Genomic DNA, 13748 nt, shown 5'->3' with positions numbered 1-13748 from the left:
GCGCGCACGGTGACTCCTCGGCAAGCGTGGTGGGGGGTGAGGTATTTCCTCACGCTGGCCGGAAGTTTATGTGTGCATGTCATTCATTTCGCAAGTACCCGGAAGTTAAAGATTTGTTGCCCGAGGTACATCCGGGGCTCCTGGTCTGCACCAGGAGCCCCGTCCCGCGCAAGATTTGACGGTATGTCAGGAAGATCAGCGGACGGGCTGGTCGACCCGCTCCACCTTCTGCGTTCCGTTCAGGGTGCGGTACGAACGGGCCCAGGAGGAGGTCGCGTCCTGACGCCGCTTGTCCGACACCACGTAGTAGTCCATCTGCGAGCGCTCGGCCGTCACGTCCAGCACGCCGTAGCCGTGCGAGTCCATGTCCAGCCACTTCACGTGCCAGTTCGCGGCCTTGATGGCCGATTCCGCCACCAGCGACACGGTGTGCGGCAGTACGTGCAGGGTGTCGTCTATGTTGTCCGAGGTCACCGAGGTGACCACGAACTCGGTGCCGACCGTGCCCGACCCCGGGTACGTGGCCATGTTCACCGGGACGTCGTTCGCCCAGGCCATGTGGATGTCGCCGGTCAGGAACACCGTGTTCTTGATGTTCCGGTCCTTCAAGTGGCCCAGCAGCTCCTTGCGATCGTCCGTGTAGCCGTCCCACTGGTCCGTGTTGACCGCCAGCCCGCCCTCGGGCAGGCCCAGCAGGTGCGTGAGCGGCTGGAGCACCTGCGCCGGCAGCGAGCCGAAGGCCACCGGCGAGATCATCACCGACGTGCCGACCAGCTTCCAGGTCGCCGTCGAGCCCGCCAGGCCGGCCTTGAGCCAGTCCAGCTGCGCCCGCCCGGTGATGGTGCGCTCCGGGTCGTCCACCGCGCCGCTGCCGGCCTTGACCTGCTCCGAGCGGAACGAGCGCAGGTCCAGCAGGTGCAGGTCGGCCAGGTTGCCGAAGCGCAGGCGGCGGTACACGGTACCCGCGATGGAGGCGCGTACGGGCATCCACTCGAAGTACGCCTGCTTGGCCGCGGCCGCGCGGGCCGCCCAGTCGCCCTCGGTCCCCGGGGTGTGGTTGTTGGCGCCGCCGGACCACGCGTTGTCGGCGAACTCGTGGTCGTCCCAGATGGCCACGATCGGGTGGGCCGCGTGCATCGCCTGGGCGTCGCGGTCCGTCTTGTACTGGCCGTGCCGGGTCCGGTAGTCGGCCAGCGTGAGGATCTCGTTCTTCGGCTCGTGCTGGCGCACGACGTACTTCGCGGCCGGGTACTCGCCGGTCTTGTACTCGTAGATGTAGTCGCCCAGGTGCAGCACCGCGTCCAGGTCGGTGCGGGCGGCCAGGTGCCGGTACGACGAGAAGTAGCCGGACTCCCAGTTGGAGCAGGAGACCACGCCGAAGCGCACGCCCGCGGTGGCGGCGTCGGCCGCCGGGGCGGTCAGGGTGCGGGCGACGGGGGAGACGGTGGCGCCGGCGGTGAAGCGGTACCAGTACGGGGTGTGCGGGCGCAGGCCGCGCACGTCCACCTTGACGGTGTGGTCGGAGGCGGCGCTCGCGGTCACGGAGCCGCGCACGACGACGCGGGAGAAGGCCTTGTCCTCGGCCACCTCCCAGCCCACCGCGGTGTCCGGGCCCAGGCCCGAGCCCGGGACGGCCTCGGCGGTGGGGGTGACGCGGGTCCACAGCAGGACGCCGTCCGGCAGCGGATCGCCGGAGGCGACGCCGTGCAGGAAGGCGGGGGCGGATTCCGCGGCCCGGGCGGCGGAGGCGCCCAGGGCGATCGGCGCGAGGGCGGCCGTGGCGGCGGCGGCCAGGACGACCGTGCGGCGGCGGGGGTTCGCCGCGCCCGCGGCGGAAGTCGCCGCGGGGGAAAGGGGGGTGAGATGACTGGTCACGGGGGGTCATATTACTGATCGGTATGTGGCCGGGAACAGTCACCGAACGACAACGGGCGGGCGAACTTTGAGAGTTCGCCCGCCCGTTATAGCGGTATTGCGGGGGGATCAGCCGGCGAGTGCCTTGTCGATCGCGGCGGTGAACGCCTCCGGGGTGGCCGGGGTGTCGATCTTCTTGCCGTCCATCTTCAGGGTCGGAGTGCCCGTCACGCCCGACTTGTTGAAGGCGCTCGACATGTCCATCGCCCACCGGTCGTACGTGCCGTCCTCGACGGCCTTCTTGAACTCGGCGTTGCCCTTGAGCGCCGGGACGGTGTCCGCGACCTTCAGCAGGTAGTCGTCCTTGGCGAAGCTGTCGACGGTCTCGTCGGGGTGCAGCGCCTTGGAGTACAGGGCCGCCTTGTAGTCGAGGAAGGCCTCCGGGCTGACGTTCAGCGCCGCGCCCAGCGCGCTCAGCGCGTTCTTCGAGCCGACGCCCTTGGCCCCGTTGTCGATGAAGGTGGCGCCGAAGTAGCGGAGCTTGAACTTGCCCGCGTCCACGTCCTTCCTGACCTGCTCGCCGACCGACTGCTCGAAGGCGGCGCACGCGGGGCAGCGCGGGTCCTCGTACAGCTCCAGGGTCTTCTTCGCCTCGGGCTTGCCGATGACCACGGTCAGGCCGTCCGCGCCCTCGGTGTTCTTCGGCTTGACCAGGGTGGCCTCGGCGGCCTTCTCCCAGTAGCCGGGCTCGTTGGACCGCACGACCGCGTAGCCGACGCCGCCGGCCAGCGCGAGGGCGGCGACCACGCCGCCGGCCACGAACACCTGGCGGCGGGCCTTGTCCTTCTTCGCCTGCTTCTCGCGCTCGACGCGCAGCTTCTCGCGGGCGGCGGCCTTGTTCTGCTGGCTGTTGCGGGAACTCATGGTGATCTCCGTGGGAGGTGGAGGAGGGGGGACTGTCCTTGCGTACGGGTCAGACGCTCGCGAGCGTCGCCGTCCGTACGGGAGGTCCCCGCCGGCCCACCGAATGCGCGGGGAAACGGGTACGGGCCACCGCGCCCGGCAGCGCCGCGGGCAGCGCCCGCCCGGCCCGGCCGGGGCCCGCCGCCACCGAGGCCGCCGCCAGCAGCAGCGGCCGGAAGGCGAAGGCGGCCACCGCCCGCAGCAGCCGCGCCAGCGCCCGCTCGCCGCGGCGCAGCCAGGCGGCGGCGAGCAGCCCGACCCCGACGTGGGCGCCGAGCAGCAGCCAGGGCGTCCACGGCCCCGGCGCGGCCAGCAGCGCGGCCGGGTCGCCGGCGGGCCCGGCCACCTCGGTCAGCGGCCCGCCCACCGGGGTCCCGCCGCACAGTCCGTCCAGGCCCAGCGCGTGCAGCGGCCCGGCCACCGGGCCGCCGGCGGGGCCGTAGCAGACGCGCTGCCCGGCGGTGAAGACCGTGTCGGCCGCCAGCTCCAGCGGGACCAGGAGGCCGGCGATCGGCCCGAAGCCCCGCTCGCGGCCGGCCAGGGCGTAGGCGATCACGAAGACCCCGGCGAAGGCGCCGCTCAGCAGGGCGGGCGGCAGCGGCACCCGGGACAGGAGCACGTGGGAGCCGGCCGAGAGCAGCACGACGAGCGCGCTGAACAGCGCGGCCCGCAGCCCCCGGATCCTGACCCCTGATATGTCCATCGCCGCGAGTCTGCCACGGCTTCCTGTGAGGGAGGGATCACGGGGTGCCTTGTCGGCCAGGCCGGGGCCCGTCGCCGGAGCCCGTCGCCGGGCCCCGGAGCCGGGGCCTACGCGGTGATCCGGCCGTTCCTGAAGAGGTCCACGAAGATCTGGTGGTCGGCGCGGGCCCGGGTCCCGTAGGCGTGGGCGAAGTCGACGAGCAGCTTGGGGAAGCCCTCCTCGTCGGCGGCGATGGCCGCGTCGATGGCGCGCTCCGTGGAGAAGGGCACCAGGGACTGGCCGCTCTCCGCCTCGTCGGCCGAGGCGTGCATGGTGGCCGTGGCCCGGCCGAGGTCCGCGACGACCGCCGCGATCTCCTCCGGGTCGTCCAGATCCGACCAGTCCAGGTCCACCGCGTACGGGGAGACCTCCGCGACCAGCTGCCCGGCGCCGTCCAGCTCGGTCCAGCCCAGCCACGGGTCGGCGTGCGCCTGGAGGGCCCGCTGGGAGATCACCGTGCGGTGGCCCTCGTGCTGGAAGTACTCGCGGACCGCCCGGTCGGTGATGTGGCGGGAGACGGCCGGGGTCTGCGCCTGCTTGAGGTAGATCACGACGTCGTTCTCCAGGGCGTCGCTGTGCCCCTCCAGCAGGATGTTGTACGAGGGCAGCCCGGCCGAGCCGATGCCCACGCCCCGGCGGCCCACCACGTCCTTGACCCGGTAGGAGTCCGGGCGGACCAGGGACTCCTCCGGCAGGGTCTCCAGGTACCCGTCGAAGGCGGCCAGCACCTTGTAGCGGGTCGCGGCGTCCAGCTCGATGGCCCCGCCGCCCTCGGAGAAGCGGCGCTCGTGGTCGCGGATCTCGGTCATCGAGTCCAGCAGCGAGAACCGGGTGCGCGAGCGGGCGTCGCGCAGGGCGCCCAGGAGGGGCCCCTCGGCGGTGTCCAGGGTGAAGGAGGGCACCTCCTCGTTCTTCGCCCCGGTGGCCAGGAGGTGGATGCGCTCGCGGTAGGCGGCCGCGTACGTCCGCACCAGGTCGCCGATCTGCTCGTCGCTGAGCGCCTTGGTGTAGCCGATCAGGGCGACGGAGGCGGCGAAGCGCTTGAGGTCCCAGGTGAAGGGGCCCACGTAGGCCTCGTCGAAGTCGTTGACGTTGAAGACGAGCCGGCCGTTGGAGTCCATGTACGTGCCGAAGTTCTCGGCGTGGAGATCGCCGTGGATCCAGACCCGGCCGGTGCGCTCGTCCAGGAAGGGCCCGCCGTGCCGGTCGCGCTCCAGGTCGGCGTAGAAGAGGCAGGCCGTGCCCCGGTAGAAGGCGAAGGCCGAGGCGGCCATCTTCCGGAACTTGACCTCGAAGGCGGCGGGGTCGGCGGCGAGCAGCTCACCGAAAGCGGTGTCGAACACATCGAGTATCTGCTCGGCGCGCTGCTCGTCGGTCGTCTCGGGAACCGCCATGGCGGATGCCTCCTGGTGCACGGGGTGGTACGGGTTCTGACCGACTGGACGTCGGACAGGTGTTCCTGGTTCTGCAACGCCCGACCGTATCTCTCCGTGCCCCGGATCTGTCACTCGTGGGACGTAGGATTCATAGCTGCCGCCCCTCTCGCCCCCGGAGGCCCCCACCGTGTCGAAGACGCCCTTCACGCACCTGCACGTCCACACCCAGTACTCGCTGCTGGACGGTGCGGCTCGGCTGAAGGACATGTTCGCGGCCTGCAACGAGATGGGCATGACGCACATCGCCATGTCCGACCACGGCAACCTGCACGGCGCGTACGATTTCTTCCACTCCGCCCAGAAGGCCGGGATCACCCCGATCATCGGTATCGAGGCGTATGTCGCCCCCGAGTCCCGGCGCAACAAGCGGCGCATCCAGTGGGGCCAGCCGCACCAGAAGCGGGACGACGTCTCCGGTTCCGGCGGTTACACGCACAAGACGATCTGGGCGGCGAACAGCACCGGCCTGCACAACCTCTTCCGGCTGTCCTCCGACGCCTACGCGGAGGGCTGGCTGACCAAGTGGCCCCGCATGGACAAGGAGACCATCAGCCAGTGGTCGGAGGGCCTGATCGCCTCCACCGGCTGTCCCTCCGGCGAGGTGCAGACGCGACTGCGCCTCGGCCAGTTCGACGAGGCGATCAAGGCGGCCTCGGACTACAAGGACATCTTCGGCGAGGGCCGCTACTTCCTGGAGCTGATGGACCACGGCATCGAGATCGAGCGCCGGGTCCGCGACGGCCTGCTGGAGATCGGCAAGAAGCTCGGCATCCCGCCGCTGGTCACGAACGACTCCCACTACACGTACGCCCACGAGGCCGGCGCCCACGACGCCCTGCTCTGCATCCAGACCGGCAAGAACCTCTCCGACCCGGACCGCTTCAAGTTCGACGGCACCGGCTACTACCTGAAGTCCACGGAGGAGATGTACGCCATCGACTCCTCGGACGCCTGGCAGGAGGGCTGCGCCAACACCTGGAAGGTGGCGGAGCAGGTCGACACCGAGGGCATGTTCACGTTCCGCAACCTCATGCCGAAGTTCGACATCCCGGAGGGCCACACCGAGGTCAGCTGGTTCCGCGAGGAAACCATGCGCGGCATGCACCGCCGCTACCCCGGAGGCATCCCGGACGACCGGCTGAAGCAGGCCGAGTACGAGATGGACACGATCATCTCGATGGGCTTCCCGGGCTACTTCCTCGTGGTCGCCGACTTCATCATGTGGGCCAAGAACCAGGGCATCGCGGTCGGCCCCGGCCGAGGCTCCGCGGCCGGCTCGATCGTCGCCTACGCCATGGGCATCACCGACCTCGACCCCCTCACCCACGGTCTGATCTTCGAGCGCTTCCTCAACCCCGAGCGCGTCTCCATGCCCGACGTCGACATCGACTTCGACGAGCGCAGGCGCGTCGAGGTGATCAGGTACGTGACCGAGAAGTACGGCGCCGACAAGGTCGCCATGATCGGCACCTACGGCACCATCAAGGCCAAGAACGCGATCAAGGACTCCGCCCGCGTCCTCGGCTACCCGTACGCCATGGGCGACCGGCTCACCAAGGCCATGCCCGCCGACGTCCTCGGCAAGGGCATCCCGCTCTCCGGCATCCTCGACCCCTCGCACCCCCGCTACAGCGAGGCCGGCGAGATCCGCGGGATGTACGAGAACGAGCCCGACGTGAAGAAGGTCATCGACACCGCCCGCGGCGTCGAGGGCCTGGTCCGCCAGATGGGCGTGCACGCCGCCGGCGTGATCATGTCCAGTGAGACGATCACCGACCACGTACCCGTCTGGGTGCGGCACACCGACGGCGTCACCATCACCCAGTGGGACTACCCGAGCTGCGAGTCGCTCGGCCTGCTGAAGATGGACTTCCTCGGCCTGCGCAACCTCACGATCATGGACGACGCCGTCAAGATGGTGAAGGCCAACAAGGGGATCGACATCGACCTCCTGGGCCTGCCCCTGGACGACCCCAAGACCTTCGAACTGCTCAGCCGCGGAGACACCCTCGGCGTCTTCCAGTTCGACGGCGGCCCCATGCGCTCCCTGCTGCGCCTGATGAAGCCCGACAACTTCGAAGACATCTCCGCCGTGTCCGCGCTGTACCGCCCGGGCCCGATGGGCATGAACTCGCACACGAACTACGCCCTGCGCAAGAACAAGCAGCAGGAGATCACCCCGATCCACCCCGAGCTGGAGAAGCCGCTCGAAGAGGTGCTCGCGGTCACCTACGGCCTGATCGTCTACCAGGAGCAGGTGCAGAAGGCCGCCCAGATCATCGCCGGCTACTCGCTCGGCGAGGCCGACATCCTGCGCCGCGTCATGGGCAAGAAGAAGCCCGAGGAGCTGGCGAAGAACTTCACGATCTTCCAGGAGGGCGCCCGTAAGAACGGCTACTCCGACCAGGCCATCCAGGCCCTCTGGGACGTCCTGGTCCCCTTCGCCGGCTACGCCTTCAACAAGGCCCACTCGGCCGCGTACGGCCTCGTCTCCTACTGGACCGCCTACCTCAAGGCGAACTTCCCCGCCGAGTACATGGCGGGCCTGCTCACCTCGGTCAAGGACGACAAGGACAAGTCCGCGATCTACCTGAACGAGTGCCGGCGCATGGGCATCAAGGTGCTCCCGCCGAACGTCAACGAGTCCGAGTCCAACTTCGCCGCCCAGGGCGACGACGTGATCCTCTTCGGCCTCACCGCCGTCCGCAACGTCGGCCAGAACGTCGTCGACTCGATCATCAAGACCAGGAAGTCCAAGGGCAAGTACTCCTCCTTCCCCGACTTCCTCGACAAGGTCGAGGCCGTCGTCTGCAACAAGCGCACCGTCGAGTCGCTGATCAAGGCAGGCGCCTTCGACGAGATGGGCCACACCCGCAAGGGCCTGGTCGCCCACCACGAATCGATGATCGACAACGTGGTCGCGGTCAAGCGCAAGGAGGCCGAGGGACAGTTCGACCTCTTCGGCGGAATGGGTGACGAGGAGAGCAGCGAGCCCGGCTTCGGCCTGGACGTGGAGTTCTCCGACGTCGAGTGGGAGAAGTCCTACCTGCTCGCCCAGGAGCGCGAGATGCTCGGCCTCTACGTCTCCGACCACCCGCTCTTCGGGCTGGAGCACGTCCTCTCCGACAAGACGGACGCCGGCATCTCCCAGCTGACGGGCGGAGAGCACTCCGACGGCGCCGTCGTCACCATCGGCGGCATCATCTCCGGCCTCCAGCGCAAGATGACCAAGCAGGGCAACGCCTGGGCCATCGCCACCGTCGAGGACCTCGCCGGCTCCATCGAGTGCATGTTCTTCCCCGCCACCTACCAGCTCGTCTCCACCCAGCTGGTCGAGGACACCGTCGTCTTCGTCAAGGGCCGCCTCGACAAGCGCGAGGACATCCCGCGCCTCGTCGCGATGGAGATGATGGTCCCCGACCTCTCCTCCGCCGGCACCAACGCCCCCGTCGTCCTCACCATCCCCACCGTCAAGGTCACCCCGCCGATGGTCACCCGACTGGGCGAGATCCTGCGCCACCACAAGGGCAACACCGAGGTGCGGATCAAGCTCCAGGGCCCGCGCACCACGACCGTGCTGCGCCTCGACCGGCACCGGGTGCAGCCCGACCCGGCGCTCTTCGGCGACCTCAAGGTGCTCCTCGGCCCCTCCTGCCTGGCCGGCTAGCCCGGACGGGCCGGCGCCCGCCGTACGCACGGGAAGGGGGCCCGCCCCGGCACTGCCGGGGCGGGCCCCCTTCGCCCTCACCGCTCGCGCGGAGGCGTCAGTTGTGGCCGAAGCGCTTCGACTTGCTCTTGTGGGCCATGTCCAGCGGACTGGGCGACTGCGAGGGGCGGTCGCCGGAGGTCTCCGTCGAGCCCTTCGGCATGTCCTGCCCGCCCGGGCGTGCCTGCTGCTTCGCCGGCTGCTTCTGGTTCTTGTTCTTGGCCATGGAATGCCTCCGTGGGGGGTGTAGGGGCCAGGGCCGCCTTCACCCTCACACACCACAACAAACCGCGCATTTTGGATCATTGCCGTGCGTAGCGGTGCCCACCGCCGGGTCTCCCGTGAGATACGCCACGCCGGTGATCCAGTTCCGGCCGTCAACGCCCTTGCGGTCGGGCAGACTCGGGGAAAACCTGTCGAGGACCCCCACGGAAGAGGGTGGAACGCGTGGACCGCTGCGTCGTCCTGGTGGATGCCGGATACCTGCTGGGCGCGGCCGCGAGCCTCCTCGCGGGAGAACCCTCGCGCTCGCGCATCACCGTCGACCACTCCGCCCTCATCCAGGGCCTGCGCGAGCGCGCCGAGGCCGACACCCAGCAGCCGCTGCTGCGGATCTACTGGTTCGACGGCGCCCCCGACCGGGTGCCCCAGCCCGAACACCGCCGGCTGCGCGTCATGCCCCGCGTCACCGTCCGCCTGGGCGCCCTGACCCGCAGCGACGGCCGCTGGGCCCAGAAGGGCGTCGACGCCGCCATGCACGCCGAGCTCACCGAACTCGCCCGCAACCGGGCCTGCTCCGACGTGGTCCTCGTCACCGGCGACGGCGACCTGCTGCCCGGGCTGATGTCCGCCAAGGAACACGGGGTCGCCGTCCACCTGTGGGCCGTCCAGGCCGCCGACGGGGACTACAACCAGTCCGAGGACCTCGTCGCCGAAGCCGACGAACGCCGCGTCCTCGACCGGACCTGGATCACCCGCGCCGTCCGCGCCCGCGACCTCGCCGGACTCTGCCCCCCGCCCCCCGCACCGCGCCCCGAGATCGCCGCCATCCTCTCCGCCCCGCTGCCCGAGGCCGCGCTCGCCGAGGCCGCCCGCAACGGCACCCCGGCCGCCCCCGAACCCTCCTCCAACGGAGCGGCCGTACCCGCCCCCGCCACCGAAGGCGCCAAGCCCGCCGTCCCCACCCCCAAGGACCTCGCGGCCCTGCGCGCCCCCGGCGCCGCCGCCGCGGCCCCCGGCCACCCCACCTCCAGCCCGGCCGGCAGCGCCCTGCGCTGGTCCTCCGACAAGGGCTGGATCGACCGCCCCGGCCCCCTCGGCGAACCCGCCGAGACCGCCTCCCTGCCCACCCTCGCCCAGCTCACCAGCGCCGAGCAGCGCTGGGCCGACCGCGAGGAGGACATCACCACCGTCGGCGGCGACCCGTTCGAGGTCGGCCAGGTCTTCGCCCGCCGCTGGATGGAACGCCTCCCCGACAGCGCCCACCTGCAGAAGCTCGCCACCATGTACCCGCGCGTCCCGCACCGGATCGACGGCGAGCTGCTGCGCTACGCCGCCCGCTTCGGGCTCCTGGCGCACAAGGACGACCAGATCGACGAGCACGACCGCTACGCCATCCGCGCCGGGTTCTGGAGGGAGATCGACGTGCGCGCCGCGGCCGAGCACGTCGGCGGAGCGACGGCCTCCGCATCCGCGGCGCCGTTGACCCCGGCGGCCGAGTAGGGGCGGATGCCGCGTAGGCTGCTCCCTCGTGAGTACGGGCACAGCACAGGCAGGGCACACCACGGCCGAGGCCGCAGGGGCGGCTTCCGGGGTGGTCTGCGCGGTGCGTGACCTCGTCAAGACCTACCCCGCGGTCCGCGGCCGGCGCGGCGCGCCCGCCCTGCCCGAGACCCGGGCCACCGACGGCATCACCCTCGACGTCCGGCGCGGCGAGATCTTCGGCCTGCTCGGCCCCAACGGCGCCGGCAAGTCCACCCTGGTCCGCCAGCTGACCGGCCTGCTGCGCCCCGACTCCGGCTCCGTGACCCTGCTCGGCCACGACCTCGTGCGCCACCCCGAACGGGCCGCCCGCCTGCTGGCCTACCTGGGGCAGGAGTCCACCGCCCTCGACGAGCTCACCGTCGCCCTCGCCGCCGAGACCACCGGCCGGCTGCGCGGACTCGACGCCCGCGCCGCCCGGGCCGCCCGCGACGAGGTGCTGGAGGAACTCGGCCTGACCCCGATCGCCGGGCGCCCCCTGAAGAAGCTCTCCGGCGGGCAGCGGCGGCTCGCCTGCTTCGCCGCCGCGCTGGTTGGGGAGCGGCCCGTGCTCGTCCTCGACGAGCCCACCACCGGCATGGACCCCGTCGCCCGCCGTGCCGTCTGGGCGGCCGTGGACCGGCGCCGCGACCGGCACGGCGCCACGGTGCTGCTCGTCACCCACAACGTCATCGAGGCCGAGACCGTCCTCGACCGGGTCGCCGTCATCGACCAGGGCCGGGTCATCGCCTGCGACACCCCGGCCGGCCTCAAGGCCCGGGTCTCCGACGAGGTCCGCCTGGAGCTGGTCTGGCGCACCGCCGCACCGCTGGAAGTGCCCGAGGTCGCCGCGCTGGCGCCGCTGGCCGCCGCATCCGGGCGCCGCTGGGTGCTGCGGCTGGGCCAGGACGAGGCCCGTGCCGCCGTCGCCGCCGTCACCGCAGGGCCGGCCTTCGCCGCCCTCGACGATTTCACGTTGGCTACGCCGAGCCTGGAGGACGTCTACCTCGCGCTGGGCGGCCGGATGAAGGGTCTGGTCAAGTCGTGACCACCGCTGCCGCCCCCGCCGCCGTCCTGGCCCCCCGGGCGCGGCTCTTCCCCGCCCTCGCGGCCGTCTACCGGGCCCAGCTGTCCCGGGCCCGGGTGGCCCGCATACCGCTGCTGTTCGTGGCCACCTTCCAGTCCGTCGGGATCATGATCCTGATGCGGGGCGTGGTGGACGGCGGCTCCGAGGCGCGCGCGGTCGTCGCCGGCTCCTCGGTCCTCGTCGTCGCCTTCGTCGCGCTCAACCTCCTGGCCCAGTACTTCGGCCAGCTCCGAGCGAGCGGCGGGCTCGACCACTACGCCACCCTGCCGGTGCCGCCCGCCTCGGTGGTGCTGGGCGCGGCCGCCGCGTACGCCTCGTTCACCCTGCCGGGCACGCTGGTGACGGCCGTCTTCGGGTGCGTGCTGTTCGGGCTGCCGATGGGCGGGCTGTGGATCCTGGCCGCCGTGGTGCCGCTGGCCGGGGCCGCGCTGGCCGGACTCGGGGCGGCGCTGGGCCTGCTGGCGCCCCGGCAGGAGCTCGCCACGCTGGCCGGGCAGCTGGGCATGTCGGCGGCGCTGCTGCTGGGCGTGCTGCCGGCGGAGCGGATGCCGGAGCCGATCGTGTGGGCGCGGGACCTGCTGCCCTCCACGTACGGGGTCGAGGCCTTCGCGCGGACCTTCGCCCCGCACCCGGACTGGGCGGCCGTCGCCGCCGACCTCGGCGTGTGCGCGGCCGTCGGGGTGCTCTCCCTGGCCGTCGCGACGTGGGCGTACCGGCGGGCGGCGGTCCGCTGACGCGGCCGCCGGCACCACCTGGCACGATGTGGGGGTGACCGACGCCGTGACCCCGCCGCTGCTGCCGCCTCCGCCCTCCGACGGCCTTCCCGACCAGGAGCCCGCCGTCACCGCCGCGGACGTCCGCGACGGGGCCGCCGTCGCCCTCGTGGTGGGCGTCTGCGGGGCGCTCCTCGCTCTGCTGTGGGTATGGCTGGCGCCGCGCGTCCAGTACGTGGCCAACGGCCAGGCCGTCTTCCTGAAGAACACCGAGGGCGAGGCGCGGATCGGCGCCGACGGAACCTTCTTCCTGCTGTCGCTGGGGCTGGGGGCGCTGAGCGCGCTCGCGGTGTTCCTGTGGCGGCGGCGCGGGGGCGTCGCGCTGGTCGTCGGCCTCACGGTCGGCGCGTGCTTCGCCGCGCTGCTGGGCTGGCGGATGGGGCTGTGGCTCGGACCCGGCTCCGACATCGCCGCCGCGGCGGCCAAGGCGGGGCAGGGGGTGCCGTTCGACGCGCCGCTGCAGCTGCTGGCCTACGGGGTGCTGTTGGGGTGGCCGATGGCCGCCGCCCTGACCCACCTGGCGCTCACCGCCGCCTTCGGGCCCCGCGACCCCGACCCGGTCCCCTGGGCGGGGTCGTACCCCCCGCCCCACGTCCACGCGGACGCGAAGCCGCCGCAGGGCTGACGCCGGCCACGGTGCCGCCGCGCGGGGCCGTCTCCCCGCCCGTGCCACGGGTGCCGCTGCGCGGGGCCGTCTCCCCGCCCCGCCCTTTCTCCGTTTCCCGGGGCGAGCCCCGGACCCGTACGTGCGCTCCGCGCCCGTGCGCTCAAACGCCGCGCGGGCTGGAATTTCGCTACGCGAAACCAGCCGCGCGGGCGTACGGCGCGGTCGTACGGCGCGGGTGTTCGGCCGCGGGGGCGGGGAGCCCTGCCGTGTCCAGCCTCGCCGGCGTTTGAGGCGCGGGGTCTGGGGCGGAGCCCCAGAAAGCCCCGCGCGGCGGCAGGCTACGCCCGGGCGATGGGGGCCAGGACCGCACCCGTCAGGGTCGCCAGGGAGGCGGGGGCCAGTTCGACCTCCAGGCCCCGGCGGCCCGCCGAGACGCAGATCGTGGCATGGCCGGACGCAGAGGCGTCCAGCACCGTCGGCAGCCGGCGGCGCTGCCCCAGCGGCGAGATCCCGCCCCGCACGTACCCCGTCGTCCGCTCCGCCAGCGCCGGGTCGGCCATCGCGGCCCGCTTGCCGCCCACCGCCGCGGCGAGGGCCTTCAGGTCCAGGGAGCCCGAGACCGGGACCACCGCCACCGTGAGGGCCCCGTCCACCTCCGCGACCAGGGTCTTGAACACCTGCTCCGGGGAGACCCCGAGGGCCTCGGCCGCCTCCTCCCCGTACGAGGGGTGCGCGGGGTCGTGCTCGTAGGCGTGGGTGGTGAACGCGACACCGGACGCGGTCAGCGACGTGATGGCGGGCGTGCCCGCCGTCTGCTGCTTCTTCTTGGCCATGGCCGGC

General features: G+C 71.9%; 11 protein-coding genes. 5 read left to right on the top strand and 6 right to left on the bottom strand.

What is annotated here, in order from left to right:
• Positions 1 to 195 precede the first annotated feature (195 nt).
• From ACZ5NJ_RS11715 to ACZ5NJ_RS11700, 4 genes are all read right to left on the bottom strand, one after another.
• A complete protein-coding gene (locus tag ACZ5NJ_RS11715; protein WP_468764550.1) occupies positions 196 to 1875 on the bottom strand; it encodes an alkaline phosphatase D family protein in 1680 nt (559 codons plus the stop codon).
• A gap of 108 nt (positions 1876 to 1983) precedes the next feature.
• Complete coding sequence (locus ACZ5NJ_RS11710) at positions 1984 to 2778, bottom strand: DsbA family protein (RefSeq protein WP_468764549.1); 795 nt, start codon at positions 2776 to 2778, stop codon at positions 1984 to 1986.
• Positions 2779 to 2827: 49 nt separating this feature from the next.
• Positions 2828 to 3520 (bottom strand): hypothetical protein, encoded by a 693-nt coding sequence (locus tag ACZ5NJ_RS11705; RefSeq protein WP_468764548.1) that lies wholly within the window; start codon positions 3518 to 3520, stop codon positions 2828 to 2830.
• A gap of 107 nt (positions 3521 to 3627) precedes the next feature.
• Positions 3628 to 4953: a DUF2252 domain-containing protein gene (locus tag ACZ5NJ_RS11700; protein ID WP_468764547.1), complete on the bottom strand. Its 1326-nt coding sequence runs from the start codon at positions 4951 to 4953 to the stop codon at positions 3628 to 3630.
• A gap of 169 nt (positions 4954 to 5122) precedes the next feature.
• Here ACZ5NJ_RS11700 and dnaE point away from each other — a divergent pair, with 169 nt between their 5' ends.
• Positions 5123 to 8662 (top strand): DNA polymerase III subunit alpha, encoded by a 3540-nt coding sequence (dnaE, locus tag ACZ5NJ_RS11695; protein ID WP_468764546.1) that lies wholly within the window; start codon positions 5123 to 5125, stop codon positions 8660 to 8662.
• A 97-nt stretch (positions 8663 to 8759) separates the two neighbouring features.
• Here the strand turns inward: dnaE and ACZ5NJ_RS11690 are convergent, their stop codons facing one another.
• On the bottom strand, positions 8760 to 8927 hold the full coding sequence (locus tag ACZ5NJ_RS11690; RefSeq protein WP_468764545.1) for a hypothetical protein: 168 nt from the start codon (positions 8925 to 8927) through the stop codon (positions 8760 to 8762).
• Positions 8928 to 9139: 212 nt separating this feature from the next.
• Here ACZ5NJ_RS11690 and ACZ5NJ_RS11685 point away from each other — a divergent pair, with 212 nt between their 5' ends.
• Genes ACZ5NJ_RS11685 through ACZ5NJ_RS11670 form a run of 4 tightly spaced genes read left to right on the top strand, consistent with a single transcriptional unit; the run spans position 9140 to position 12926 of the window.
• Positions 9140 to 10423 (top strand): NYN domain-containing protein, encoded by a 1284-nt coding sequence (locus tag ACZ5NJ_RS11685; RefSeq protein ID WP_468764544.1) that lies wholly within the window; start codon positions 9140 to 9142, stop codon positions 10421 to 10423.
• 28 nt (positions 10424 to 10451) lie between these two features.
• On the top strand, positions 10452 to 11489 hold the full coding sequence (locus ACZ5NJ_RS11680) for an ABC transporter ATP-binding protein (protein ID WP_468764543.1): 1038 nt from the start codon (positions 10452 to 10454) through the stop codon (positions 11487 to 11489).
• Entirely contained in the window at positions 11486 to 12262 is a 777-nt protein-coding gene (locus ACZ5NJ_RS11675) for an ABC transporter permease (RefSeq protein ID WP_468764542.1), read from the top strand. The genes ACZ5NJ_RS11680 and ACZ5NJ_RS11675 overlap by 4 nt, the downstream gene beginning before the upstream one ends.
• A 34-nt stretch (positions 12263 to 12296) precedes the next feature.
• Complete coding sequence (locus ACZ5NJ_RS11670) at positions 12297 to 12926, top strand: hypothetical protein (protein WP_468764541.1); 630 nt, start codon at positions 12297 to 12299, stop codon at positions 12924 to 12926.
• A 320-nt stretch (positions 12927 to 13246) separates the two neighbouring features.
• Here the strand turns inward: ACZ5NJ_RS11670 and ybaK are convergent, their stop codons facing one another.
• On the bottom strand, positions 13247 to 13741 hold the full coding sequence (gene ybaK / locus ACZ5NJ_RS11665; RefSeq protein WP_468764540.1) for a Cys-tRNA(Pro) deacylase: 495 nt from the start codon (positions 13739 to 13741) through the stop codon (positions 13247 to 13249).
• Positions 13742 to 13748 lie beyond the last annotated feature (7 nt).

The sequence above is a fragment of the Streptomyces sp. NPDC032091 genome (genome assembly GCF_055580265.1).
Note: the sequence above shows the minus strand (reverse complement) of the source record. Positions and strands in the feature narration are given on the sequence as shown.

What these genes read in the sequence shown, in the direction of transcription:
- ACZ5NJ_RS11710 (WP_468764549.1), bottom strand. Translation starts at nt 2,778, where the DNA reads ATGAGTTCCCGCAACAGCCAGCAGAACAAGGCCGCCGCCCGCGAGAAG.
- ACZ5NJ_RS11705 (WP_468764548.1), bottom strand. Translation starts at nt 3,520, where the DNA reads ATGGACATATCAGGGGTCAGGATCCGGGGGCTGCGGGCCGCGCTGTTC.
- ACZ5NJ_RS11700 (WP_468764547.1), bottom strand. Translation starts at nt 4,953, where the DNA reads ATGGCGGTTCCCGAGACGACCGACGAGCAGCGCGCCGAGCAGATACTC.
- ACZ5NJ_RS11690 (WP_468764545.1), bottom strand. Translation starts at nt 8,927, where the DNA reads ATGGCCAAGAACAAGAACCAGAAGCAGCCGGCGAAGCAGCAGGCACGC.
- ybaK (WP_468764540.1), bottom strand. Translation starts at nt 13,741, where the DNA reads ATGGCCAAGAAGAAGCAGCAGACGGCGGGCACGCCCGCCATCACGTCG.